We start from the raw sequence: 24,610 nt of genomic DNA, 5'->3' as shown, positions 1-24,610 counted from the left end.
AACCGACCACCCTTATAAAACCTCAGGTTAAGCTGAGGTCAAGCGGCATTTGAATTCATGTTGGCGATGAGCCCCGCATAAACACCGTTGAGGCTCTCCAGCTCGGTGTGCGTGCCGCATTCAACAACGCGGCCATGTTGCAGAACGACGATCTGGTCAGCATGGCGAATGGTGGACAGGCGATGTGCAATGGTGATGGTGGTTCGGCCTTTTGACAGGGCCGCCAGGGCAACTTCCATGGCGCGTTCGGTTTTTGTGTCCAACGCACTGGTCGCTTCATCGAGCAGCAGGATCGGAGGGTTGCGCAAGATGGTGCGCGCGAGCGCAAGGCGCTGTTTTTCACCCCCTGAGAACCGGTATCCGCGATCGCCAACCAGCGTGTCATACCCTTGGGGTAGGGCCGACAGGCTGTCGTGGATCTGCGCAATCTTGGCAGCTGCGATCAACTCTTCATCGGTGGCGCCTGGTTTTGCGAAGCGAAGGTTTTCCGCCACCGAGGCGTACAGCAGATAAGGTTCTTGTGTAACGACACCCAGCAGATCGGTCACCGTTTCAAAACTCAGCGTCCGTACATCCACGCCGTCATAGCGGATTTCACCGGCCGAGACATCGTAAAGACGCGCCAGCAGATAACCCAGCGTGGTCTTCCCCGACCCTGTCGAACCTACGATGGCGACGCTGGAGCCGGCAGGAATATCGATTGATACATCAGTCAGCGTCGGTTGCAGGTTGGCAGGGTAAGAGAAGCTGACGTTTTTCAGTTGCACTGCGCCTTGCATGTGCAGCCGGTCCAACGTGATGGCATCGGGTTTTTCGGTGATCTCCACGGGCTGGTCGAGGTACTGGAAAACACGGGTGAACAAGGCGCGGGTGGTGCGCATTTCGCGGCCTATCTCCAGCAGCCCTTCCAGTGGCCAGAGCAACTGCTCCTGCAAGGCGATCATCGCCACCAGCGTGCCGATAGTCGCTGGAACGCCAGCGTTCATCAGTAGGCCGCCCAGCAAAAGCGTGAGGGCCGGGAACATCGACAACATCAGCAGGATCAATTGCCATTGCCACTCGCCTGCAGTGTGGGAGCGGACCTCAAGGCTTGCGACTTCTTTCGAGGTACGCGTGAAGCGTTGGGTCAAATGTGCTGCGCGCCCAAGGGTACGCGCCAAGATCACTCCCGAAATCGACAGCGACTCTTGAACCGCTGCAGACATATCGCCAAGGCGTACCTGTTGTTCGTGGGTAATGCTTTCCCGCAGCTTGCCGACGCGGTCGCTCAGCAGGATGGAGATCGGCACCGCAATCATCGAAAACAGCGCAAGCCGCCAGTCGAGTAGAAACATGGCGATGGTGGTCATCACCACGATGCTGAAGTTACGCGCCAACTCGTTGGCTGTGTGGGTAACGAGCGTTTGCAGGCCACCGATATCGCTGGCGATGCGTGACTGGATTTCGCCAGAGCGTGTTGCTGTGAAGAACGACAGCGAGAGCGATTGCAGGTGTGAGTAAAGCCTCACGCGCAGGTCATGCATGATCGACTGGCCGATTTTCGTCGACATGACAATCTGCAACGTATTCAGCCCTGCCGTTAGCGCGGCAACGCCAATCAGCCCACCCGCGAGGTACACCAGCAGGCGCATGTTGGCGTCAGGTAACGCCTCGTCAATGATCGCCCGCAGCAGAAAAGGGGACGCCATGCCGATCGCGGAACACACCAGGATCAGGCAGATGACCCGCGCGATTTGCATCTTATAGGGAACGAACAGCGCGATGATCCGGCTTGCCGAGACATGCTTGGCGGCAAGGTCATGGTAGGTGTCGGCTTTTGCTGTGCCATGTTCAGTCATTTTTGTTCCGGCCCTGTAGGCGCTGAATGGTTGCTCACCCTCGGTGAGCGTTCCTTGTATCGATTTCCCTGTGCCGAGGCCGCTGCGGCGCCCTGGACGATTCACTCTGTGCGAGCGTATTCTAGACTAAGTGCTTAGTCTATAAATCGCAATGGGATGAGCCGGGCTGCTTGCGCCGGTACAAGGAGGGATTGGCGTGCGAAGAAAATTAGGGATGCTGGCTTTGGCAGGTGGCCTGTCGATGCTGCTGGGGCTGGCCGTGTTTGTTGTCCAGAACCTATCCGACTTTGAGCTCAACGATGCGCAAGTCTCTACGTTGAAGTTTCGCTCGGGTGACGTGGACGTGGTCGGAACGTTGGTATTGCCGATGGATGTGCAATCTGTCGTGCTGCTCATTCACGGTGACGGCCCTATGGACCGCTTCGCATCCCGTGGGTATTTACCGCTAATCAATAGCCTGCTCGACGCGGGGGTGGGTGTGTTTACCTGGGACAAACAGGGCATAGGGGAAAGCGGCGGCAATTGGCTCAACCAGTCCATGTCAGACCGCGCTGCTGAGGCGCTGGCCGCACTGGCACGTGTGCGTGAAGAACCTCGTGTAGCTGGGCGTAGTGTTGGTTTTCTAGGGTTCTCCCAAGGTGGCTGGGTGATACCGCGGGCCGCCAGTGAAGGGGACCCTGACTTCTCGGTAATTATCGGCGGGGCGGTAAACTGGCGACGCCAGGGCATGTACTACACCGGGTTGCGGTTGGCGGGCGAGGGACGCACGCCAGCTGAAGTTGAAGTGGAGGTGCGGGAGGAGTACGAAAAGAACGACAAGGTATTCGGCCATCCCAATGACCAGAACGCCCCTGATGGTTTTGCCGAGATGGACCGTGACCGCTTCAATTTCGTGATCAAAAATTACAACGAAGACGTGACGCCAGCATTGAAAACCATGAAAGGGCCGGTGCTGGCGGTTTGGGGCGCGCAGGATGTGAATGTCAATGCGGCCGAAGACTCGAACGTCTACAAGGCGTTATTTTCTGGTGCCAGTGGAAGGCAAGTTGTCCTAGTCCCCAACGCCACGCATAGCTTGTTAAGGGCTGAGCTATTCAATTATCAGCTGGTCTCGCAATGGCCCATATGGAAGCAGTATCTGTTCGTGGCGCTTGGGCGTCACGCCTATGCGCCCGGCACGCTGGCGTTCATCAGTGACTGGATCAAGCGCCCAGCAGGTCTTTGAACAGAGGCTCCTGTGCCAGCCGAGCACGGCTAGCTTCAAGCGTTGAGCGCACCGCCTCATCACCGAATACCAAGCCCTGCAGGTAGGTGAAGTGCGGATGGAGCAGCCCGAGGGTATTCAGTACCTGGTGCAGGTAAGGCGTCAGAAAGTCCGGTTGCCGCGCTGACTCGCCTTGGTGAAAACCACCTGAGCCCACCAACACGTACACCGGACGCTGTTTCAGAAGGCCGATTTTGCCTTCAGGGGTTGAGCGGAATGTCCGGTGAATACGTAGGACGTAATCGACCCAGAGCTTGAGCGCAGCGGGTAGCGTGAAGTTGTGCATCGGGGTGGCAATGAACAGGATGTCGCAGCGTTCCAACTCGCCGATCAGCGCTTCCGAGTGCTCGAACACCGGTGAGTCGAACGGCGTGGGGGTCGCCAGGGCATGGGCATAGTCCATGTCGAGCGGCGGCAGCGGATACCGGCCCAGGTCGCGCTCGACCAGTTCAAGCCGCGGATACCGATGGCGCAGCGTTGCCACTAACTCGACTGCCAACTGATTGGCATGGGATACGTGGCCATGCGGGCTGGCATTGATCAAGAGCACATTGTTCATGCTGGGTTCTCTGTTTGAAGGTTCTGTGTGAAGTGCATGCCGTGAGCCAGCAGCCCCTGACGGAAATAGAAGCGATGGGCCAACGGCATATGCAGCCCAGTGTCCAGCACAAAGTGGGCGCAACCGCGCCGTACGGCCTCTTCCCGAACAGCGCTCAACAGCCAGGTACCCAGGCTGCTGCGCTGAACATCAGGCCGTACCACCAAATCGTCCACGTAGAGGAAGCGCCCGTAGAGCAGGTTTTCCAGCTCGCGATAACCGGCCAAGCCGACGACCTGTTCACCGTCCCAGGCGGCCAGCAAACGGTAACCCTGCCCAGTCTGCCGGGCCAATTGATCGACATAGGCATCCAGGTGGGTGAGGTGCGGCCGCAGTACCCGCATCAGGTCAAAACTGGCCTGAAAGGCTTCCAAGTCTTCGAGGTGCTGCAGTGTGTAATTCATGACCATTGTCCGCTGTAGAGTGATAGCTGACCTTAGTGCGGCAATGGCTTAAGCTGCAGGGCCATAAAATACATAAATGACTGGGCCATGATGCTTCCTATCAAGCTGGATCGCGGCCATTCGGTGCCGATCTACCGTCAGCTGTATCTGCGCTTTCGTGAGTCCATTGCCGATGGCCGCTTGCGCCCCGGTGACCGAGTACCGGCGGTACGCGCGTTGGCGGCAGAGCTCAATCTGGCCCGCGGTACGGTCGAAGCGGCTTATCAGTTGCTGATGGGGGAGGGCTACCTGACCGCGCGCGGCGCCGCCGGCACGGTGGTCACACCGCAACTGCCACCCATGTCCTCACCCACGCACCACCCCCCGGTGGCCTCGACGGCGTATCAGCCCACCCATTCAGGGGCGCAGCCGTTAGCCCTGCAGATGGGCCTACCGGCGCTGGACGCCTTCCCCCGCAAACTCTGGACAAGACTGGCAGGCCGCCAGCTGCGCCAGGCTGGCCTTGAAGGGCTGGTCTACCCGGACCCACGAGGGCATGCCCCGTTGCGCGCGGCCATCGCCACCTACCTGGGCATTTCACGGGGCATTACCTGCCACCCGCAGCAGGTGTTCGTGTGTGCAGGCTATCGTGCGTGCCTCGACCTCATCAGCCACACGTTAATGCGCCAAGGCGATGGGTGCTGGATGGAAGAGCCAGGGTATTTCATGGCCAGGAATGCCCTGCTGGAGGCTGGCGCACAGTTGGTGCCGGTTCCCGTGGATGAAGACGGGCTCGACGTCGCGCAAGGCATTGCCCGAGCCCCCGACGCACGCTTCGCCGTGGTTACGCCGACCCACCAGAGCCCACTGGGTGTATCCCTGTCACTGCCGCGCCGGTTGGCGCTGTTGGACTGGGCCAACCAGCGCGGTAGCTGGGTCATCGAAGATGATTACGACAGTGAGTACCGCTACCAAGGCAAGCCCTTGCCCGCGCTCAAGAGCCTCGACCAGCAGGGGCGCGTGCTTTATACCGGTACCTTTAGCAAGGTGCTGTTTCCGGGGTTGCGCTTGGCTTATCTGGTGGTGCCGGCGGAGCAAAGCGAGGCGTTTGCCCGGCAGGCGGACCGGCTGCATAACCACTGCCCGCAGGTGTTGCAGGCGACTGTGAGTGTGTTTTTGCAGGAGGGGCATTTTGCGCGGCATTTGAAGAAGATGCGTGGGCTTTATGGGGTTCGGCGGCGGTGGTTGGTTGAGGCGTTGCAGGCGCAGTTTGGGGGGCGGCTGTTGATTGACACTCAGGCGGGGGGCATGCATTTGGTCGCGTGGCTTTGTGAAGGGGACGATAGGGAGATTTCGCGACGTGCTCGGGCGGTTGGGGTTGCGGTTGAGCCGTTGTCGCAGTGGTATATGGAGGGGGGGCGTAGGCAGGGGTTGGTGCTTGGGTTTACTAATATTGTTAGTGCGGAGGAGGCGGTGGGGGTGGCGGATCGGTTGGAACGGATTATTCGGGGGTGATCCAGGCGCAAAAAAGACGCCCGAGGGCGTAATGCCAGTCGGTTAGGCGTCATCGGCTGTAATTGGGGCTGCTGTGCAGCCCATTGCAGCTCCTAAAGGTGAGCGAGATTCACATGAAATACGCTACCCCTGTAGGAGCTGGCTTGCCTGCGATGGGCCGCGCAGCGGCCACATTGGCCCTAACTGACTTGCATTAGCCGAGGGCGTCTTCTTCTTAGGATTTATGGGCCGGGGTAATCTGAATTGATAGCCTAAGTAATTGATTTAAAATAAAAAATATTGGTTAAAAGATTCTTTGGAATACCATTTGGAATACCAAGGCTTTGGGGTGGCGGTGTAGAGGGAGGGTGTCCGGCTGGTTCCATCACCTAAGGTAGTTTTCCTAGCCGCCTTTCAGCCTGCCTGTGAAGTACAGGCCATCCTCAGACTCCGTCGTTATCAGAAGCTCCAAGACTTGAGCTCGTTTCAGCTCGTGCTTTTTTGCCAGCGTATCGAGTAGCTCGATCGCGGTTTTCGATAGCATGACATTAACCTGCTTCTTGTCTGCTGCGCGCTCATCGAACTGCTTACGGCTCCATCGCTTCTTGATGCCTTGGATGATAGCTTTCTGCTCATGAGGCCCGTGCTCCGCTTCATCGAAGTACATGAGCAGCTCTTTGTAGTTGCTGATAGGAGGTGGCCTCTTAAATATGGATGGAGGGTTCTTCTCCAGCCATTCCCATGCGCACTTGCAGCGTTTGTTGCCATCTTTTTTGTCTTCGAACCACTCGAAATCACAGTCCTTAGCCCTATGGCTAAGCCAGTGGTCGCGAAGCCGTTCGATTTCGCCTGCTTTCTTTCCAATTTCGACATTCCAGAGATCGAGCATGGCGATGAGATGATTTCTGCCGGTGAGGTGTACCAGCCCCCGAGGCAGTCTCGACTCAGTGATGTTTTTTATTCTGCCAAGTAGCCAGTGATATTGGCGTTCATCCTCCTCAATCCACTTGAGGTAGATATCTGGAATCAGGAACCGATCTTTCTTCGAGTTTATCGTCTCAAGGTTGTCGGTATTTTTCTTCAGAAAACCGGCGATGGTGTCTCTCATAGTAATGCCGTTGCACGTGGCGGGATCGAAGCCGGCATTTTCGTAATCGTCCAGGTAGAGCCATAGCCAGATGTCATGACGAGTGGTTTGTCGTGGCCCCGTGAGCAGATGGCTCAGCTCGTCAACCCCGCTTTCATCAACAACAAAAGTCTCTTTCATAGTCTTTATCTATCACAATTTATAAAACAAAAGAAATTTGCTATTCATTTGGTTTTATTCTAATGGACTTATATGTGAATTCTACGTGCGTTCTACTTGGTTTCTATGGTTGATCAATAATTATTCTATAAATATTCTAATGGTATTCTAGAGATAATAAATCTGATGATAGTCAGTAATTCTGGGCTCTGTAGCCATAAATTGTTGTTTTTCAGCGCTTCGTTCTTTCGCCGTGTAAGTCGATAAGGATTTTTAGGCGGGGCGTAAGTAACGTTTTTATTGCATTCCTGGACTCGTTGGCGCATGTAGCGTTAAGCCTATTAGTAAGAATGGGGCTCGTGGGTGCTGATATCGAGTGGCGGCGAGGTTGTCAGCGCGTGCTACTGATGCTTATAGGTTGCGCTCGTAAATTGGTCGAAGCGCGGGGCGCACAGCGTGCGTGGTTTTTCGAGCGACTGACTGAACGAGATTGAGTCTTTAGCGTATGGCAAAGGTGGTGGCCGAAGTCGGGAGAGTGCAGAGGTAGTTAGCGCTCTGTGCAGGTCGAATTGATTCGTCGCCTATATCCTGCCCAATATATTGGCGAAGCCCCCTAAGCTTGAGTCTGCGCTTGAGGCGGTTGATTCTGAGCTAAGAGGCGTTGGTCGAGTTTTAGGCTAATAACTCTTCAGCAGAGCGGCTCAGGCTATGCCGTTCTGATGGGGTTTTCTGCGAAGCCTGGGCGGTCAGATTTAAGCAGTAGGCGTGGTGAGTATTTATTTACAGACCTTGCGAATCCTCTGAACGATACGAGAGGAGCCCGTTCATGAGGATCATCCGTCTGAAAGAAGTCATCGACTCGACCGGTCTGGCACGGTCGACCATCTACAAGTACATCGGGGAGGGCAGCTTCCCGAAGCCGGTCCCACTGGGTGACCGTTGCGTTGGCTGGGTTGAAAGCGAGGTGCATGATTGGATCCTGGCAAGGATCGATGAACGCGACCTGGCCGGGCATGCTGCAGCATGATCTATAAGTCTGAGGTAAGGACATCTAGTAGCTAGGCATAACCGCCATGACCGGCTGCAAGCCGGTCATGGCGGTTATGCCGGCTGGACCTTGCCGGCCCGGAGCGCAGCAGCTCTTGCCGGGATTGCTTGGAAATTCTCCACATACACTAGGCAGTTTTGCTTCCCATTGCCTCGGCCTACTGGGCTTCAAGCCGGATCAGGGAATAGTTTTTTACCCGAGTAATAGCGGAGTCAATATGCAAGCGTGGCGGGAGCAGTCGGGTCTCAGTTCCCTCCGTTTTCTGGAGCGGGCTTTCTCGGTGTGGGTATTATGCTTTTAGTAGGCCTCACTACCCGCAGGGTTGGTACCGTTATGCATGGAGCCACTGGCTCCCAAAGCCAGTAGGTCATGTCCTACAAGGTTGTGAATAAAAAAATACACACTGGGCGCTGGTTATGAACCTAAGCCCAGTGAGTAGTAACCATGCTTCGTCATCCCGAGAACACCAACCTCCGCCTGCACCACGACGACACCTTTGAAGGCCTACCAGTGATGATTGAGAAAGGCCCCTTCGTCCGGCAATACCTGTCCCGCTTGAAACACACCATTGATCTGGCACTTGAGCAGTACTCCAGGATATTGGCCTACAGAGTGGATCTCCGTCTGCCAGTCGGAATAGATCTACCTGACCATGCATACAGGAACAAAGTCATCAGCGACTTCATTGAGTCCTTCAAGGCGAAGATCAAGTACAACCGTGACAAGGCCTGTGAGCGGAGTCCATGCGCTCATGACTGCAAGGTTCGCTACGTTTGGGCCAGAGAAGTGGGATGGGGAGGGCGACCACACTACCACCTGCTGATCGTGCTCAATCGAGATGCCTACTACACGGTTGGACGGCTGCGATCTGAAGCTGACAATATGATCAGCCGCATGCAAGAAGCATGGGCCAGTGCCTTGGGCCTGGCTGACAATCAAGTTGATGGGCTGGTTGAGATTCCCCGTAATGCGGAATACCGAGTAGATAGGTATGTGCGTGCAGGCGATGAGGACGTGCTGCCGGATCTGTTCTACCGTGCCAGCTACCTGTGCAAGTCTGCTACGAAATCGTATGGAGATCGCCAGCGAAGCTTTGATGCCAGTAAGGGGTAGCTTTACTAAACGCCAGCTAGAGCAGCACGTTTGGCCGTGGGCACTTGGTCGCAAGATCTGGCGTTTTACTGGATCGTTGCGCAGCGGCAAGCATGCGGCTGCGATCATGAGCTGGTCCAATTCTCACGGCTCAATGGGCATGTTTCGAACTTTCATCGTTCACTACGCTAGTGCACCTATCCATCGACTTTTCGCCAAAACGCAGAGCCGGGAGGGGGCTCTCATTGCGAAAATACTCATCAAAATGATTACAATTACAGATTTATAATGTGCTGCTAGCCGGTTAAAATAGTCTTGGTATGCTATTCAGTATGATGTGCAAAAGCAGTCGATAAACTAAGTGAGCCAGCTACGATGTCCAACGAACGGCTTGAAAGTCTCACCCAGCCACAACGCGACCGGCTCGCGTTTGTGGAGCTGCGCGTGTGGTTCATCGGGGAGATACGCCGCCAGGATCTAGTAATTCGGTTTGGCACTCAGTCAGCCGCTGCGTCGAGGGACCTGGCGTTGTATAAGGAGTTGGCCCCCGGCAACATTGACTACGACCCCAAAGGCAAGTCCTACATCCTTGGACCGGACTTTCAGCGCGTCTTCGACTTTCCCTCCGAGCGCGTGCTGTCATGGTTGACCCAAGGCTTCGGCGATGGTGAACCTATGCTACTCAAAGCATGGGTTGCCAGCGAAAGCCCGTCACGGCTCACTCATCCGGATCTAAATGTCCTAGCGAGCGTGACACGGGCGATCCACCACGAATCTCCGATTAGCATCGAGTACCACTCGATCTCCAGTGGCCGTACCAAACGTGAGATTGTCCCGTTTGCGTTGATCGATAACGGCCTGCGTTGGCATGTCCGCGGATTTGATCGAAAGTCTCGGGAATTCCGGGACTTCGTCATTACCCGGATCAGACACCCGACTTTAATGAGGGGGGCCGAGGTGCAGCCCCATGAGCGTAGCGACCAGGATATTCAATGGACCCGGATTGTCGAGCTTGAGATGGTGCCCCACCCCGATCAACCTCGTCCGGAGATCACAGAGATGGACTATGGAATGGTTCGCGGATCTCTACGTGTGAAATTACGGGCTGCTACAGCTGGATACATTCTGCGGCAGTGGAGTGTGGACTGCTCATCTGACCACAGTCTTAACGGTCCCGAATTCAGGCTATGGCTGAAAGATCACTTGGCGCTTTATGGCGTCAAGAATGCTGTGTTGGCGCCTGGCTACTGCCCTCCGACCAACAACGAATCGGCGCCGATGCCGGCTGAACTGCAGGACTGACCTTAAAGTGAAAGTAGAGTACAAGCAGAATAAGTTGCAGCGCCTTGGGTTCAGTTTCGAACGCGGCGGGGTCCATACCGCCCGGACAATGATGCTAGTCGAATTGCGCGCCTTGTTGTCCTATGTGGACAAGGCCGACGCCGCAAAGGTCGAGTATCTCGAAGCAATCCAGACTGCCAATTGCCTCGGCAAGCGTTCGGGCAAAACGCGGACGCTGACTTTCCGGCACCTGGCCGACCTCTACGCGCTGGACCCAGATTTGCTGGTGTTCCGCGCACTGCGTTTCTTCTGGCTGCGTGATGTGGATGGGCAGCCACTGTTGGCGGCGCTGTGCGCTTACTCACGCGACTCCATTCTTCGAGCCACCGCCCCCTTTGTCCTCGGTTTTCAAGAAGGGGCCACCGTTGCCCGTGAGGCGATGGAAGAGTTCATCGACGCTCAAGAACCGGAGCGCTTCAGCAAGGCCACGCTAAAGTCCACCGCGCAGAACATCAACTCCTCCTGGACCCAATCGGGCCACCTGGCTGGTCGCGTCCGCAAAGTGCGCGCCCGCGCGGTATCGACGCCAGGCACGGTGTCCTTGGCACTGCTTCTGGGCTACGTAAGCGGTCTGCGGGGCGAGTCGCTGTTCAAGAGTGATTACACCCGGATGCTCGACTGCTCCTTCGAAAAGACGATCGAGTTAGCAGAGGACGCCTCGCGCCGGGGCTGGATCTCGCTCAAGCGCGTCGGCCAGGTGGTCGAGGTGCTTTTCCCGAACCTAATCACTGCGCAGGAAATGGAGTGGCTACGTGAGCAGAATTAAGCGATTGACTCAGTCCTACAGCAGGTACGTGGCTGTGCCATGGCGGGATGATGCGGCTGCCGCTCAGCGCGTCATCTTCTGCGTCTACCAAGAGACGGAAGAGCTGCGCCTTCGAGCCAAAGTAGACGAGTTTGAGATTGCTACCCGTGCCGCAGGCCATGACTGGGCCTTGTTCGACCTGACGGACTCGTTCCCCAACTGGATGGCGTCCCAGCGTTACGCCAAGAGTTACTTCCAAAAGCCCAACCTGCTGTCCACGCTGCTGCCCAAGTACCTCAGCCATATCGAAACCGAGTTCGAGGCCTTCCTGCAGCATAAGAACGTTAGCAAGGACTTTGTCGTGGCGCTCCAGGGCGTGGGATCTCTGTTCGGCTTCCTGAAGGTCAAAGAGGTCGTGGACAAGCTTGCCCCGAAGGTGAAGGGCCGCCTGCTGGTGTTCTTCCCTGGCAGCTACGAACACAACAACTACCGCTTGCTGGATGGGTACGACGGCTGGAACTACCTAGCCGTGCCGATCACCGCAGACAAAGAATTCTGATTAAGGGGAAGCTCATGCTCAATCGCGACATCTACCAAAAAGATCCGTCGACCCGTAAGTTAGTTAACGAGGGTGTAGCTAGCGTCAATGACGAAAAAACCAATGAAGCACTTTCCGTGCTGCGGTACGAATTGGACACCTTTGTTTGCGATGGGCAGTACGAGAAGGGCTTAGTCCACATCTTAGAAACCTATCTCAAGAACATCGAGCAGGCGCAACAGCCTGCCGTGTGGGTTAGCGGCTTTTATGGCTCGGGAAAGTCGCACCTGGTGAAGATGTTGCGCGCGCTTTGGATGGACAGCCAGTTCGACGACGGCGCCACTGCGCGCGGTCTTGCGACGCTGCCGCAAAGCGTGAACGATCAGCTCAAGGAACTAAGTACCCAAGCCAAACGACATGGTGGTCTTCACGCAGCATCAGGCACGCTTGGTTCGAAATCGCGTGACAAGTCAGCCCGAATGGCGCTGCTCGGCATTCTCTTCAATTCGGTCGGACTGCCAGAGCAGTACCCAGTGGCACGATTCGTCATGTGGCTCAAACACGAGAACATCTACGACACGGTGCGTGGCTATGTCGAGCAGGGAGGGCATGACTGGGAAGAAGAGTTGGATAATTTCTATGTGGCGGAGGGCCTGCACGCGGCTCTGGTCAAAGCCAAGCCTAACCTCTTCACGTCGGCGGCTTCCTGCGTCGAGACCCTGAACAACCTGTATCCCTATGTGCAGGATGTATCCAGCAGCGACATGCTCAAGGCCATCAAGCAGGCCCTCACCCGCGACGGCAAGTTCCCGCTCACCCTAGTGGTGTTGGACGAGGTGCAGCAGTACATCGACGAAAGCAGCCAGCGCTCTATCGACGTGCAGGAAGTGGTCGAGGCCTGCTCCAAAAACATCGGCGCCAAGCTGCTGTTCATCGGTACCGGCCAGACCGCCGTCACTGGCACATCCAACCTGAAAAAGCTCGAAGGCCGATTCACGGTACGCGTCGAATTGTCGGATGCCGACGTGGATGCGGTGATTCGCCAAGTGATCCTGGCCAAGAAACCCGAGGCCAAGGCTCCGCTGGAAAAGGTGATGCAAACCAACTTGGGCGAGATTTCGCGCCACTTGACTGGCACCACCATCGGTCATCACCCGGACGACATCCAGTTTTTCCCGCAGGATTACCCCATTCTCCCGGTGCGTCGCCGTTTTTGGGAGAATGCCCTGCGCGTGCTCGACCAGACCGGCACCGACAGCCAGTTGCGCAACCAGCTCTCGATGATCCACAAGGTCATCCAGACCAATGTGGACGCACCAGTCGGCAGCGTGGTACCAGCGGACTACCTCTACTTCGATGCGGCCGACAAGCTGCAGCAGTCCCGCATCCTGCCGCGCAAGGTCCATGAGAAGACCATGGTCTGGGCCAAAGGCACCGACGACCAGCGCCTGATGGGCCGCGCCTGTGGCCTGGTGTTCCTAATCAACAAGCTGGCTAGCAGCAACAACGAAATCGGCATTCGCGCCACTGTCGATACCCTGGCCGATCTGATGGTAGAGGACCTCACCCAAGGCTCTAGCGCGTTGCGCAGCAAGCTCCCGAGCCTGCTCGACAAGTGCGAGCTGTTGATGAAGGTTGGCGACGAGTACCGCATCCAGACCGAGGAAAGTTCCGCTTGGAACGACGAATTCCTCAGCCAATGTAACAGCCTGGCCAACGAGGCCCACCGGGTAGACGCCGAGCGTGACGACCGCATCCGCCGCCGCTTCGGCGAGATGGTGCGCAAGCTGTCGCTCACCCAGGGCTCGTCCAAGGTCTCGCGCGATATCTTCCCGGTGTTCGATGCGCAGTTGCCAGGTGATGCCAATGAGAAGGTTTGCGTTTGGGTCCGCGACGGCTGGAGTATCGATGAAAACTCGGTGCGCGCCGATGCACGACAGGCGGGCAACCATTCGCCGACTGTGTTCGTGTTCATCCCCAAGCGCTCGGCCGACGACCTGCGCCATTACCTGATCGACTTCAAAGCTGCCAGCGCCACGTTGGACAAGCGTGGAGTGCCCAACACCGCCGAGGGCACCGAGGCCCGATCGGCCATGGAGACCACCAAGCAGACAGCTGAAGGCAAGATCCGCGAGTTACTGCAAGAGGCCTTATCTGGCGCGCGTGTCTTCCAAGGCGGCGGCAACGAAATTCTGGGCACCGACCTGCAGGACATGACGCTGGAAGCGGCGACCAACGCGCTGCAGCGGCTGTACCCGCAATTCCACATCGCTGACCATGCTGGCTGGTCGAAGGTCTACGAGAAGGCGCAAAAAGGCGCACCGGATGCTCTCAAGAGCGTGGGCGACGATGGCGAACCCGCTAAGAACCCCGTCTGCAAAGCCATCCTAGCCTTCATCGCCGGCGGCAAGAAAGGGATCGACATCCGCAAGAACTTCGAAGGCGGCGACTACGGCTGGCCGGGCGATGCGGTGGACGGCGGCTTGCAGGTGCTGTTGGTGGCCGGGCTGATCCGTGCCCAGGACGAAAAAGGCCAAACCATCGACCCGAAGGACCTGGAACGCAAGGTCATCGGCAAGACCATGTTCAAGGTCGAGTCCGCCACCGTTTCGGCGGCGCAGCGCATCCAGATCCGCAAGGTGCTGCAGAAGGTAGGCCTCACCGCCAAGCAAGGCGAAGAGCTGGCCTATGTGCCGCAATTTCTGGTTAGCGCGCAAGAGCTGGCCAACCGTGCTGGGGGAGATGCCCCACGCCCCGCACGCCCGGCCACCGCTGGGCTGGAAGAGATCCGCCTCACCGCAGGCAACGAGCAGCTGCTGGCGCTGTACAACCAGCGTGACGAGCTAAGTGCCGCAATTGACACCTGGAACGATCTGGCCGAGCGCATCGACAAGCGTCTGCCCACCTGGAGCACCCTCAAGCGCCTGCTGGCCCAGGCCAGTGGGCTGCCTGATGCCGAAATCTTAGTGGTGCAGATCACGCACCTGGAGCAGCACCGTCTGTTGCTGGACGAGCCCGATCCGATCACGCCGCTGGTGAGCAGTCTCACGCAGCTGCTGCGTGAAGAGCTGAACCACTTGCACACCGACTACCAACTCCGCCACCAAAAGGGCATGGCGCGCTTAGAGGCCGACACCAACTGGCAGCAACTGGAGCCCGAGCAGCGCAATAGCCTGCTTGCCACTCAAAAGTTGACGCTGTCTGACGCGCCGAAAGTACAGGTGGGGAACACCGAAGAAGTGCTAGCCACCGTTGATCGTCTGTCGCTGTCTTCCTTCACCGACCGTGTGGCCGCCATCGACTCCCGCTTCGACGCAGTGTTGGTTGCCGCAGCCGAGCTGATGGAGCCCAAGGCGCAGTTTGTCAAGCTGCCCAGCCGCACCATCAAGACTGACAAAGACATCGAAGCCTGGCTTGCAGATGCCAAGCTAGCCATTGCACAGGCGCTGAAACAGGGCCCGGTCATCCTCCACTAAGGTCAGAACAACAATGCAATCACTCGACAAAGACCTGCGCGGCGCGCTGGAGAGAACCGTCAAGGCGGCACGCACAATCGCCGAGACTGCGGCGAATGCTTCCGTGGACCAACTGGGCGTTGGCCAGGACAAGCCGGAAGCATTTTTGACCGATGCCGAAAAGGCGCTGCGTAACCGTCTGCGCACCCACGGCAAGCAGCTCGGTGACGCACGCGACTCCAATAGCACCAATCCAACTTACGGCAAGCAGGAGGTCGGACATCTAGTGCAGGAGGTGGCTTATGAACACTGGCACCGCATGCTGTTTGCGCGCTTTTTGGCCGATAACGACCTGTTGATGTACGACGGAGTGGCCGTCACCATCGAAGAGTGTGACGAACTAGCGCCCGGCGAAGGGGCCAAAAATGGCTGGGAACTTGCGGGCAAGCTGGCCGCGCGGATGCTACCTCAGATTTTTCGCCCTGACTCCCCAGCTTATCAGTTGAATCTGCCGCAGGAGCATCAGCATAAGTTGGAGCGTTTGGTTGCCAATCTGTCGAAAGACATTTTTTTGGCTGCTGATTCTCTTGGCTGGGTGTATCAATTTTGGCAGGCCGATAACAAAGACCAAATCAATAATTCTGGAGTGAAGATCGGCGCGGAGGAGCTACCGGCGGTCACGCAATTGTTCACCGAGGATTACATGGTGGACTTCCTGCTAGATAACACGCTTGGCGCATGGCACGCAGGCAAGGTACTCGTCGCGAATCCGAAGCTAGCCAATTCCGCGCAGAGTGAGGACGAACTCCGCCATGCCGTATCACTGCACGACCACACGTGGAGCTATCTCCGCTTCGTCAAAGGACAAGACGACAAGTGGACACCCGCTGCTGGCACGTTTGACGACTGGCCGAAGACGGCGAAAAACCTCAAGTGCCTTGATCCGTGCATGGGCAGCGGACATTTCGTGGTGGCAATGTTCGAGCGCCTTGTCGCGTTGCGGATGGCAGAGGAAAAGATAGACGAGAAAGCGGCGGTGGAAGCGGTTATTGAGGGCAACCTCTTTGGTTTGGAGCTTGATCCGCGCTGCACGCAGATCGGTGCGTTCAATCTAGCGCTAGCCGCATGGCGGCGCGTGGGCTACTGCAAATTGCCGCCAATGAATCTGGCCTGCTCCGGTCTCGCGCCAAACACGCGCGAAGCTGACTGGCTCGTTGTCGCCGGCGACAACGAGCGACTACAAGCCGGAATGGAAGGGCTTTACCGATCATTCGAGAGCGCACCGGTACTTGGCAGCCTTATCAACCCACTACAAGGCGCCGGCGACCTGTATGTTGCCGACTACCATGAACTTCAGCCGCTGCTGGACAAGGCGTTGGCGCAGGAAGCTGAGGACGATACTGCGCACGAAATGGCCGTGACCGCGCGCGGCCTGGCCAAGGCGGCTGAGATTCTCGCTGACCAGTTCACGCTCGTTGCTACCAACGTGCCATACCTAAAGGCGGAAAACCAAGGGCCAGTGCTGAAGGAGTTCATCGAACTAAATTTCAACGACGCGAAAGCAGACCTCGCCACTGCCTTCGTTAGACGCTGGTATTCCACTAAAGGGCAGGTTAAGAGTCTTGCGGTTGTGCTACCCCAGAACTGGCTCTCACAACCGAGATACACGAAGTTCCGTGACGCAATAATTGAAGCGGAAGGAGTCACCTGTATCGCGCGACTCGGCCCGAGAGCCTTTCGATCGATAACAGGTGAAGTCGTAAATGTACTTCTTGGAGTATTTGCTCCACTTGCAGCCGGCTCACATGCGTGGGGTCTCGACACAGCATCCGAGAAGACTCCCGATGCAAAAAGAGAAAAACTGCTAGGCGGAAGTTGGGCGGAGCTTCATCTCAGGAGCTCGCTCGGTGGCGCGCGCGATAATCGCGTTACGTTTTCTATGTCCGATGGTAAGGATTCACTCGCTTCAATGGGCCTGACTTTCAAAGGCATTACTTCCAACGACGATCCGAGCTTTCTGCGCTGTTTTTGGGAGCTGGAACGTTGTTCCGCGAGTTGGGAGTTTCACCTGACCGCTGTTGGGGGGGCAGCTTTGTACGGCGGTCGCACTAATCTCATTTTGTTCGAGAAAGGCGATGGGCGGATGCGGGCGCTGTCAGCAAGCCAATCTCAGGACCGAAAAAGAGACCTACAAGGAAATCAGGCGTGGGGAAAGCGAGGCGTCGCCATCTCGTTAATGGGCAGCTTTCCCGTAACTCCGTACCATGGCGAAAAGTTTGACACTAACGTTGCAGTTTTCATCCCCCATGATGCCGTTTGCACTTCAGCACTTTTTACATACTTCGCTGACCCGCAATTTTCCACTGATTTGCGCAGCGTTGATGGAGCACTGAAGCTAACCAATTCTTCAATTAAGGCGGTGTCCTTCGATTTGGAGCGCTGGAAAAAAGTGGCGGCGGAGAGGTACCCGCGCGGGTTGCCAAAGCCGTTTTCGAGCGATCCGACGCAGTGGTTGTTCGACGGTCACCCAGTCGGCGCAGACCAGCCGTTGCAGGTGGCTGTGGCCCGGTTGCTTGGCTACCAGTGGCCGCGCCAGACCGGCTCAAGTTTTCCCGATTGCCCGGCGCTCGCTCCGGATGGTCTCGAACAACTGGCAGATAGCGACGGCATTGTGTGTATCCCAGCCGTAGGTCAAGAATCATCTGCTGCTGACCGCTTGATGAATCTTCTCGCCGCAGCCTATGGCAGTGATTGGAGCAACGACGTGCTGAGTCGTCTGCTGGCAGACGTTGGCTACGTCAGCAAGGGATTAGAAACTTGGCTTCGCGAAGGTTTCTTCACGCAGCACGTCAATCTGTTCCACAAACGTCCATTCATCTGGCACATATGGGATGGCCTGCGCGACGGATTCGCCGCGGTGGTGAACTATCACAAGCTAGATTACAAGACACTGGAGGCATTGATCTACACCTACCTGGGGGACTGGATCAACCGCCAGAAACGCGATGCAGACAACGGCGTGGATGGCGCCCAGGAAAAGCTGGCCGCCGCTGAGGGGCTGAAGAAGCGCCTGGAGCTGATTCTGGCGGGCGAAGCCCCCTACGACATCTTCGTGCGCTGGAAGCCGATTGAAGAACAGCCTATTGGCTGGAACCCCGATCTGAACGATGGCGTGCGCCTGAATATCCGGCCCTTCCTCTCGGTGCCTGATGTGGGCAAAAAAGGCGCTGGGGTGTTGCGCGACAAGCCGAAGAGCCTGCATTGGGAAAAGGACCGTGGTAGCGATGTGCCGTCGGCGCCTTGGTACAAGCTCGGGTTGCAGTACGACGGCAAGGTGGGTGATCGCATCAATGATCATCATCTGAGTCTGGAAGAAAAACAAAAAGCAAGGAATGGAAAATGAGCAAGAAGATCAGCGGCGCCGAATATCCACTGGCGAAAATATTCAGTTCGGATTTCGATTACGTCATTCCGTCCTATCAGCGACCCTATGCCTGGACCGTTGATCAAGCTTCCGAGCTATTTGACGATCTTCATGATTTCTTCCTGCGGGAACCGGAGGACACTTATTTTCTGGGCAGCATCGTATTGATCAAGGACGAAGGCAAACCCCTCTCCGAAGTGATCGACGGGCAACAGCGTTTAACTACGCTCACCATTTTGCTGTCGGCGCTGACGGCACAATTTGCTGGCGAGCTACGCGCTGATTTTGAAAACTACATCCGCGAGCCCGGTCGTGCATCTCAAGGCTTGAAGCCAAAGCCACGGCTAGCGCTACGCGAGCGTGATCTATCCTTCTTTGCCGACCATGTTCAGGCGCTGCAGCTCGATAAGTTGCTGAGCCACGATCCGGCGCAGCTCAATAACGAATCGCAACGGAATATTCAAGGCAACGCGCGATTACTGCTGGATAGACTCAAAAAGGCTTTCGGCGCTGATGCCGACAAACTCTGCGAGTTCGGTGCCTTCCTGGTGCAGCGTTGTTTCTTGGTCGCCGTTTCCACCCCAAGCCAGCAATCTGCTTTCCGGGTCTTTTCGGTGCTGAATAGCCGGGGGCTGGACTTGCTGCCGACCGACATCATCAAGTCGAACGTGATTGGACGCATCACTCAATCCAAGCAAGACGAGTTCACCGATAAGTGGGAAGAGTTGGAGGTGCAAACCGGGCGCAACGGTTTCGCCGAGCTGTTTGGTCACATTCGGATGATCTACGCCAGGGTCAAGGCAAGGCGTGCCCTGCTGGATGAGTTCAAGGAGCATGTCCTTGCCGCTGTCGACTCACCGGAGGACCTAGTCTCCAAGGTGATCGAGCCTTATGCCGAGGCCTATCTCGTCGCCAAGAATGGTCAATACGTATCCACTGCGAACGCGTCGGACATCAATGGTCTGCTGAAATGGCTCAACCGGATCGATAACTCGGACTGGCTACCCCCGGCGATCCTGTTCCTGGCACAGAAGAAGAACGAGCCGGAGTACGTGCTGTGGTTCTTCACGAAGCTGGAGCGGCTGGGGGCGTTCATGCACATCTGCGGCAAGAACGTGAATGAACGTATTGAGCGCTATGCGATTGTCGTTGCCGGGTTGCAGAAGGCGCACTCTTTGCAGTCACCTGTAGAAGCCGTGGAGCTCACGGATAACGAAAAGGCGGAGATGTCTGCCGTACTCGACGGCAAGATCTACTGGCTGACTGCCCGCCGACGCAACTATCTCATTTTGCGGCTGGACTCGTTCTTATCCGATGGCGCAGCAACCTATGATCCGAGCGTTTTGACAATCGAGCATGTGCTGCCGCAGACCGTCGATGCCAAAAGCGAATGGGCGCAGACTTGGCCTGATCCGCAGGTTCGTGATGAATGGGTACATCGCATCGCCAACCTCGTGCCGCTGACCCAAAAGCGGAATTCCCAAGCCCAGAACTATGACTTCGACAAGAAGAAGTCCGCCTACTTCGGTGGGAAGCAAGGTGTATCTTCCTATGTGTTGACGACCCAAGTGTTGAACACGCCGGAATGGACCGAGAGCGTTGCGAAGAGCCGTCAGGAGGACTTGCTTTGTGTGTTGGCCGACAAGTGGGATCTGAAGAATTCATGAAAGTCATTGATTACCTGACTAAGGCAATTCGCGACTCGTCGGTATTCAACCCCGAGGTCCAGGTCGCACCGTCGTGCATCCTGTGGCCGGACAAGGACCGTCAGTGGGAGGCGGTGATTCCGCGGTTGCAGAGTGAGCTGGGGGAGCTGCTGGTGCTGGGCGACTTCCTGCCCGAGAACCGCGTCGGCCCAGCCATATGGCTGCGCTGCGTGATCGCCGACAAAGCGCCGGATGTCACCCTGCCTGCCGACCGGGTGCCTGTATTCTATCTGCCCGGAGTGAGCCGCCAGGACTTGCGGGCGATCGAAGACTGCCCTGACCTGCTGAAGCCCTTGGCTGAGTTGCAGTACCGCGGTGTGATCTGGTCGCAGGCCAACGCCAAGGACTGGACCATCATGGCCTTCCTGAAGTCGGACCAAGGTGGCATGGGTCTGGATGTGGCCCAGGACAACGAAGCCAAAAACGCCTTACAACTGGCGCTCTACCTCCTGCTGGATGAGGAGCTTGAGCTGCTGAAGGGCAAGCGGCTGGACAAGGACTACTTCAATACCCTGCTGACCGGCGGCGACCCAGTGCGTGGCCTGCTGCAGTGGTTGGACCAGGGTGACGCGTTTCAAACCACGCGCGGTGCGAATGAGTGGAAGGCCTTCGTTGAGGTCTGCAAATCACAGCTGGCGTTCAATCCTCAGGGCGATGGCGTTCTGGCGGGTGCCAGCAAGCTCGCGATGCGCGAGGGGCCTTGGCTTTCGGTGTGGGAGCGGTACAGTGAAGCACCCAAGCGCTACTCCAACATCCCGAGTCGAATCCGCCAGTGCAAGCCGCCCGATCTGGGTATCTTCGACATCCCAGCAGAGAAGCTGAGTGGTTGGCCGCAATGGAACGAGGAGCAGGAGAAGTCGCTACATCATGATCTGCTGGCCTTGAACCACCTGCCTGCGCATGAGGCGAGGAAGCGGCTTCTGGAGCTTGAGAAGGCCCATGCGCCTCGCCGTGACCTGGTTTGGGCCGAGTTGGGTGAATCGCCTCTGGCGTTGGCCACCAAGCACTTGGCTGTGGTGGCGGATGTGACCAAGACTGCTCTGGCTGCCGGCTCGGTTGCAGATTTGCAGGCGGGGTACGCCAACCAGGGCTGGCGAGCCGATGATGCGGTGCTGTTGGCACTGGCTTGCGTTGACAAGGCGCCTGACGTTGACGCGGTGACGACAGCGACGCGGGTGATCTATCTGCCCTGGCTGGAGGAGTCTGCGCGCTACCTGCAAAAGCTGGTGGATGGTGCGATCTACCCAGGTGGACGCATCGCCGAAGCTCCTGCCTTCTACAAGGTCGGCGGGCAATGCGTGCTGTTTGTGGATGGCCTGCGCTTTGATACGGCTCGGCGGCTATCGGCAGCTTTGGAGGCGCGAGGCTACCAGTTAGCTGAGACGATCAACTGGACGGCTCTACCCAGCGTAACGGCTACGGGAAAGGCTGCCGTCTCCCCAGTCAGAAGCAAGATCAGCGGCACCGATGACTGCGATGACTTTGAACCTTGTGTCGCCGCCACGGGCCAGTCGCTCAAGGGGGGCTATCACCTGAAGAAGCTGCTGAACGACAACCACTGGAGGGTGCTGGACCGTACCGAGAACGGCGACGGCCTAGGCAACGCGTGGTGCGAATTTGGTGACATCGACAGCGAGGGACATGCGCGTGGCTGGAAGCTGGCCAAGCACATCGACCCGCTTCTCGCAGAGATTGCAGAACGCATCGCCGCCTTGTTGGCTGCAGGTTGGAACAGCGTTAGGGTGGTGACCGACCACGGCTGGCTGCTTATGCCGGGCAAGTTACCCACGATTCAGATGTCCAAGGACCTCACCGACAACAAATGGGGGCGCTGCGCCTCGATCAAGCCAGGCGCTTCCACCAGTGAGCGTTTGTATCCTTGGTTCTGGAACCCACATCAGCAGTTCGCTCTGGCCGACGGCGTGGGGTGCTACGGCAAATCGGTGGACTACAACCATGGCGGGCTGAGTCTTCAGGAATGCCTCACCTTGGATCTTGTGGTGACCCTGGCTGGGGGCGCATCAGGCAAGCAGGTAGCCGAGGTGACCGACATCGCGTGGAAAGGCTTGCGCTGCACGGTGGGCGTCGACGGCCAATACGCGAATCTGTCACTGGACTTACGGACGCAGGCAGGAGACCCAGGATCCAGCGTGATCGTGTGCGTGAAGCCGCTCAAGGACAACGGCACCGCATCGGTAGTTGTTGAGGACGAAGAACTGCAAGGCCGCGCGGTATTTCTGGTTCTGCTCAGCGCCTCGGGCGAGCTGGTGGCAGAGGCAATCACTGTGATCGGAGGGTGATGAATGATTGAATTGGATCAGATAGACAAAAAGGCCGCCTCGGTGTTGGACGGGTATCTGGTCCGGAAAGACTTGGTGCGTACCTTCAGTCGGCAATTTCCGGTACCCACCTACGTTGTCGAGTTCATGCTCGGGCGCTATTGCGCTAGCATCGATCAGGAGGAGATTGACGAGGGACTGGAGATTGTTCAGCGCCAGCTTAAGTCCCGCACGGTGCGTGCCGGCGAGGAAGAACTGTTCAAGGCCAAGGCACTTGAAACGGGCGAGGTGAAGATCATTGACCTCGTGACGGCGCGCGTGGATAACAAAGGCGAGTACGTGGCAAGCCTGCCGAGCCTGCGCCTGACGGATGTGCGTATCAGCAGCGAGCTGGTTAACCAACACCAACGCATGTTGACCGGGGGCTTCTATGCCGAGCTGGGAGTGACGTTCGATGTGGCCATCGCCCAGGAAGCAAAGGGGCGTCCATTTGGGATCACGTCGCTGCGGGAGATTCAGCTGTCCAAGCGCGACGTGTTGGAAATCCTGGCCAATGCTCGCCAGGCGTTCACCTCCGAAGAATGGAAGTGCTTTCTGCTCCGATCCATCGGCATTGAGTCCGGCAAGCTGAGCGACCGCCAGCGGAACGCTCTTCTCCTGCGCATGGTTCCGTTTGTGGAGCGCAACTACAACCTGGTAGAGCTCGGTCCGCGCGGCACAGGTAAGAGCCATCTGTTTCAGCAGGTTTCGCCCTATGCCCACCTCATTTCTGGCGGCAAGGCCACTGTGGCCAAGATGTTCGTGGAGAATACAGCCAAGGGGCGCCGGGGGTTGGTGTGCCAGTACGACGTAGTCTGCTTCGATGAGGTGTCCGGTATTTCCTTCGATCAGAAGGACGGCGTGAACATCATGAAGGGCTACATGGAGTCCGGCGAATTTAGCCGTGGCAAGGAGAGCATTCGTGCGGATGGCAGCATCGTCTTGGTCGGCAACTTCGATGTCGATGTGGAGCACCAGCAGCGCGTGGGGCATTTGTTTGGCCCTATGCCACCGGAAATGCGCGACGACACCGCCTTCATGGACCGCATCCACGCGTTTCTGCCTGGTTGGGACGTACCCAAGATCAACAAAGACTTGGTCACCAATCACTTCGGTCTGGTCAGCGACTTCCTGTCTGAGTGCTGGAGCCAGCTTCGTAACCAGAGCCGGGTGAGCGAGCTGCAGAACCGCGTCTTCTTTGGCGGCGCCCTATCTGGTCGCGACACGAATGCGATCAACAAAACAGTCAGCGGCTTGCTGAAGCTGATGTACCCCAGCGCAGATGTCCCGGTCCCCGACGACGATTTGGAGTGGGCCGTTCGCATCGCCATGGAGGTTCGGCGCCGGGTGAAGGAGCAGCAAAAGCGCGTGGGTGCTGCCGAATTCCGGAACACACATTTCAGCTACATCATGGGCGCTGACGGTGTCGAGAAGTTCGTCTCCACGCCAGAACTGCAGAGCGACAACAGTATTGGTGGCGACCCGCTGGAGCCTGGACAGGTGTGGACCATCAGCCCGGGTGGCGGCGAGGAAAACTCTGGCCTCTACCGCATCGAAGTCAACGATGGCCCTGGGTCTGGTGTGAAGGTGCTCAACAAACCCATTCCGCCGGCATTCCGCGAAAGCATTGGTTTCGCCGAGCAAAACCTTTATGCCAGGTCGCTGCAGCTGGTTGGTGACAAGGACCCCAGACAGCATGAGTTCACGGTGCAGCTTCGGGCGTTTGATGCGGTGAAGTCTGGCGCGAAGCTCGGTGTGGCTTCTTTGATTGCTCTGTGCACTTCTCTGTTGAAGCGAAGCGTACGTGGAGGCTTGATCATCGTTGGCGAGATCAATCTCGGGGGGTCGATTGAGCCCGTTCACAACGCGGTCACGATTGCTGAAATCGCCGTTGAGAAGGGCGCAACGTCGCTGTTAATACCCGTGGCATGTCGACGCCAATTGGTCGACCTGTCTGATGATATGGCGACCAAGATCGATATCCAGTTTTATTCGGATGCCAAGGATGCCTTGCTGAAAGCAATGGCTGACTGACCCCGAAGGAGCATCACAGTGGTGTCGGTCGTCATTCAAATGCACCGTATACAACTTGAAAAAAATAAGAAAGCATAAGCTAGAGT

General features: G+C 57.2%; 17 protein-coding genes. 13 read left to right on the top strand and 4 right to left on the bottom strand.

Going from position 1 to position 24,610, the window contains the following annotated elements:
- Positions 1-38: 38 nt before the first annotated feature.
- Entirely contained in the window at positions 39-1,838 is a 1,800-nt protein-coding gene (locus OO306_RS19285; RefSeq protein ID WP_265969636.1) for an ABC transporter ATP-binding protein, read from the bottom strand.
- A 196-nt stretch (positions 1,839-2,034) separates the two neighbouring features.
- On the opposite strand from OO306_RS19285, the gene OO306_RS19280 reads away from it, so the two are divergent.
- Entirely contained in the window at positions 2,035-3,063 is a 1,029-nt protein-coding gene (locus OO306_RS19280; RefSeq protein WP_265969635.1) for a S9 family peptidase, read from the top strand.
- Here OO306_RS19280 and OO306_RS19275 read toward each other — a convergent pair.
- Positions 3,041-3,661: an FMN-dependent NADH-azoreductase gene (locus OO306_RS19275; RefSeq protein WP_085274248.1), complete on the bottom strand. Its 621-nt coding sequence runs from the start codon at positions 3,659-3,661 to the stop codon at positions 3,041-3,043. The two genes, OO306_RS19280 and OO306_RS19275, sit on opposite strands and share 23 nt — an antisense overlap.
- Positions 3,658-4,104, bottom strand: a complete 447-nt coding sequence (locus OO306_RS19270) for a GNAT family N-acetyltransferase (RefSeq protein ID WP_265969634.1) — start codon at positions 4,102-4,104, stop codon at positions 3,658-3,660. Before OO306_RS19270 ends, OO306_RS19275 begins: the two co-directional genes overlap by 4 nt.
- A gap of 87 nt (positions 4,105-4,191) precedes the next feature.
- On the opposite strand from OO306_RS19270, the gene OO306_RS19265 reads away from it, so the two are divergent.
- On the top strand, positions 4,192-5,598 hold the full coding sequence (locus OO306_RS19265; protein WP_265969633.1) for a PLP-dependent aminotransferase family protein: 1,407 nt from the start codon (positions 4,192-4,194) through the stop codon (positions 5,596-5,598).
- A gap of 382 nt (positions 5,599-5,980) precedes the next feature.
- On the opposite strand, the gene OO306_RS19260 is transcribed toward OO306_RS19265, so the two are convergent.
- Positions 5,981-6,844: a hypothetical protein gene (locus tag OO306_RS19260; protein WP_265969632.1), complete on the bottom strand. Its 864-nt coding sequence runs from the start codon at positions 6,842-6,844 to the stop codon at positions 5,981-5,983.
- An 805-nt stretch (positions 6,845-7,649) separates the two neighbouring features.
- Here OO306_RS19260 and OO306_RS19255 point away from each other — a divergent pair.
- From OO306_RS19255 to brxL, 11 genes are all read left to right on the top strand, one after another.
- The gene (locus tag OO306_RS19255) at positions 7,650-7,850 is read left to right on the top strand and encodes an AlpA family transcriptional regulator (RefSeq protein WP_265969631.1); all 201 of its coding nucleotides are present in this window, start codon (positions 7,650-7,652) and stop codon (positions 7,848-7,850) included.
- Positions 7,851-8,315: 465 nt separating this feature from the next.
- Positions 8,316-8,984 (top strand): inovirus Gp2 family protein, encoded by a 669-nt coding sequence (locus OO306_RS19250; protein ID WP_265969630.1) that lies wholly within the window; start codon positions 8,316-8,318, stop codon positions 8,982-8,984.
- Complete coding sequence (locus tag OO306_RS19245) at positions 8,944-9,252, top strand: hypothetical protein (protein WP_265969642.1); 309 nt, start codon at positions 8,944-8,946, stop codon at positions 9,250-9,252. The genes OO306_RS19250 and OO306_RS19245 overlap by 41 nt, the downstream gene beginning before the upstream one ends.
- A gap of 86 nt (positions 9,253-9,338) precedes the next feature.
- Positions 9,339-10,265, top strand: coding sequence for a WYL domain-containing protein (locus OO306_RS19240; protein WP_265969629.1), 927 nt, complete (start codon positions 9,339-9,341; stop codon positions 10,263-10,265).
- Positions 10,266-10,272: 7 nt separating this feature from the next.
- Positions 10,273-11,070: a hypothetical protein gene (locus OO306_RS19235; RefSeq protein WP_265969628.1), complete on the top strand. Its 798-nt coding sequence runs from the start codon at positions 10,273-10,275 to the stop codon at positions 11,068-11,070.
- Positions 11,057-11,608 carry a BREX protein BrxB domain-containing protein gene (locus OO306_RS19230; RefSeq protein WP_265969627.1) on the top strand — a complete coding sequence of 184 codons (552 nt, stop codon included), beginning with the start codon at positions 11,057-11,059 and terminating at the stop codon, positions 11,606-11,608. The genes OO306_RS19235 and OO306_RS19230 overlap by 14 nt, the downstream gene beginning before the upstream one ends.
- Positions 11,609-11,622: 14 nt before the next feature.
- A complete protein-coding gene (gene brxC, locus OO306_RS19225) occupies positions 11,623-15,063 on the top strand; it encodes a BREX system P-loop protein BrxC (RefSeq protein WP_265969626.1) in 3,441 nt (1,146 codons plus the stop codon).
- Positions 15,064-15,076: 13 nt separating this feature from the next.
- Entirely contained in the window at positions 15,077-18,445 is a 3,369-nt protein-coding gene (locus OO306_RS19220) for an SAM-dependent DNA methyltransferase (RefSeq protein WP_265969625.1), read from the top strand.
- The gene (locus OO306_RS19215) at positions 18,442-20,133 is read left to right on the top strand and encodes a DUF262 domain-containing HNH endonuclease family protein (protein WP_265969624.1); all 1,692 of its coding nucleotides are present in this window, start codon (positions 18,442-18,444) and stop codon (positions 20,131-20,133) included. Before OO306_RS19220 ends, OO306_RS19215 begins: the two co-directional genes overlap by 4 nt.
- Entirely contained in the window at positions 20,130-22,472 is a 2,343-nt protein-coding gene (gene pglZ / locus OO306_RS19210) for a BREX-1 system phosphatase PglZ type B (protein WP_265969623.1), read from the top strand. Before OO306_RS19215 ends, pglZ begins: the two co-directional genes overlap by 4 nt.
- Before the next feature lie 3 nt (positions 22,473-22,475).
- Positions 22,476-24,524, top strand: a complete 2,049-nt coding sequence (gene brxL, locus OO306_RS19205; RefSeq protein WP_265969622.1) for a BREX system Lon protease-like protein BrxL — start codon at positions 22,476-22,478, stop codon at positions 24,522-24,524.
- The last annotated feature ends 86 nt before the right edge of the window (positions 24,525-24,610 follow it).

The organism is Pseudomonas sp. DCB_AW (assembly GCF_026240895.1).
In the GTDB taxonomy this organism is placed as follows: domain Bacteria; phylum Pseudomonadota; class Gammaproteobacteria; order Pseudomonadales; family Pseudomonadaceae; genus Aquipseudomonas; species Aquipseudomonas kermanshahensis.
Note: the sequence above shows the minus strand (reverse complement) of the source record. Positions and strands in the feature narration are given on the sequence as shown.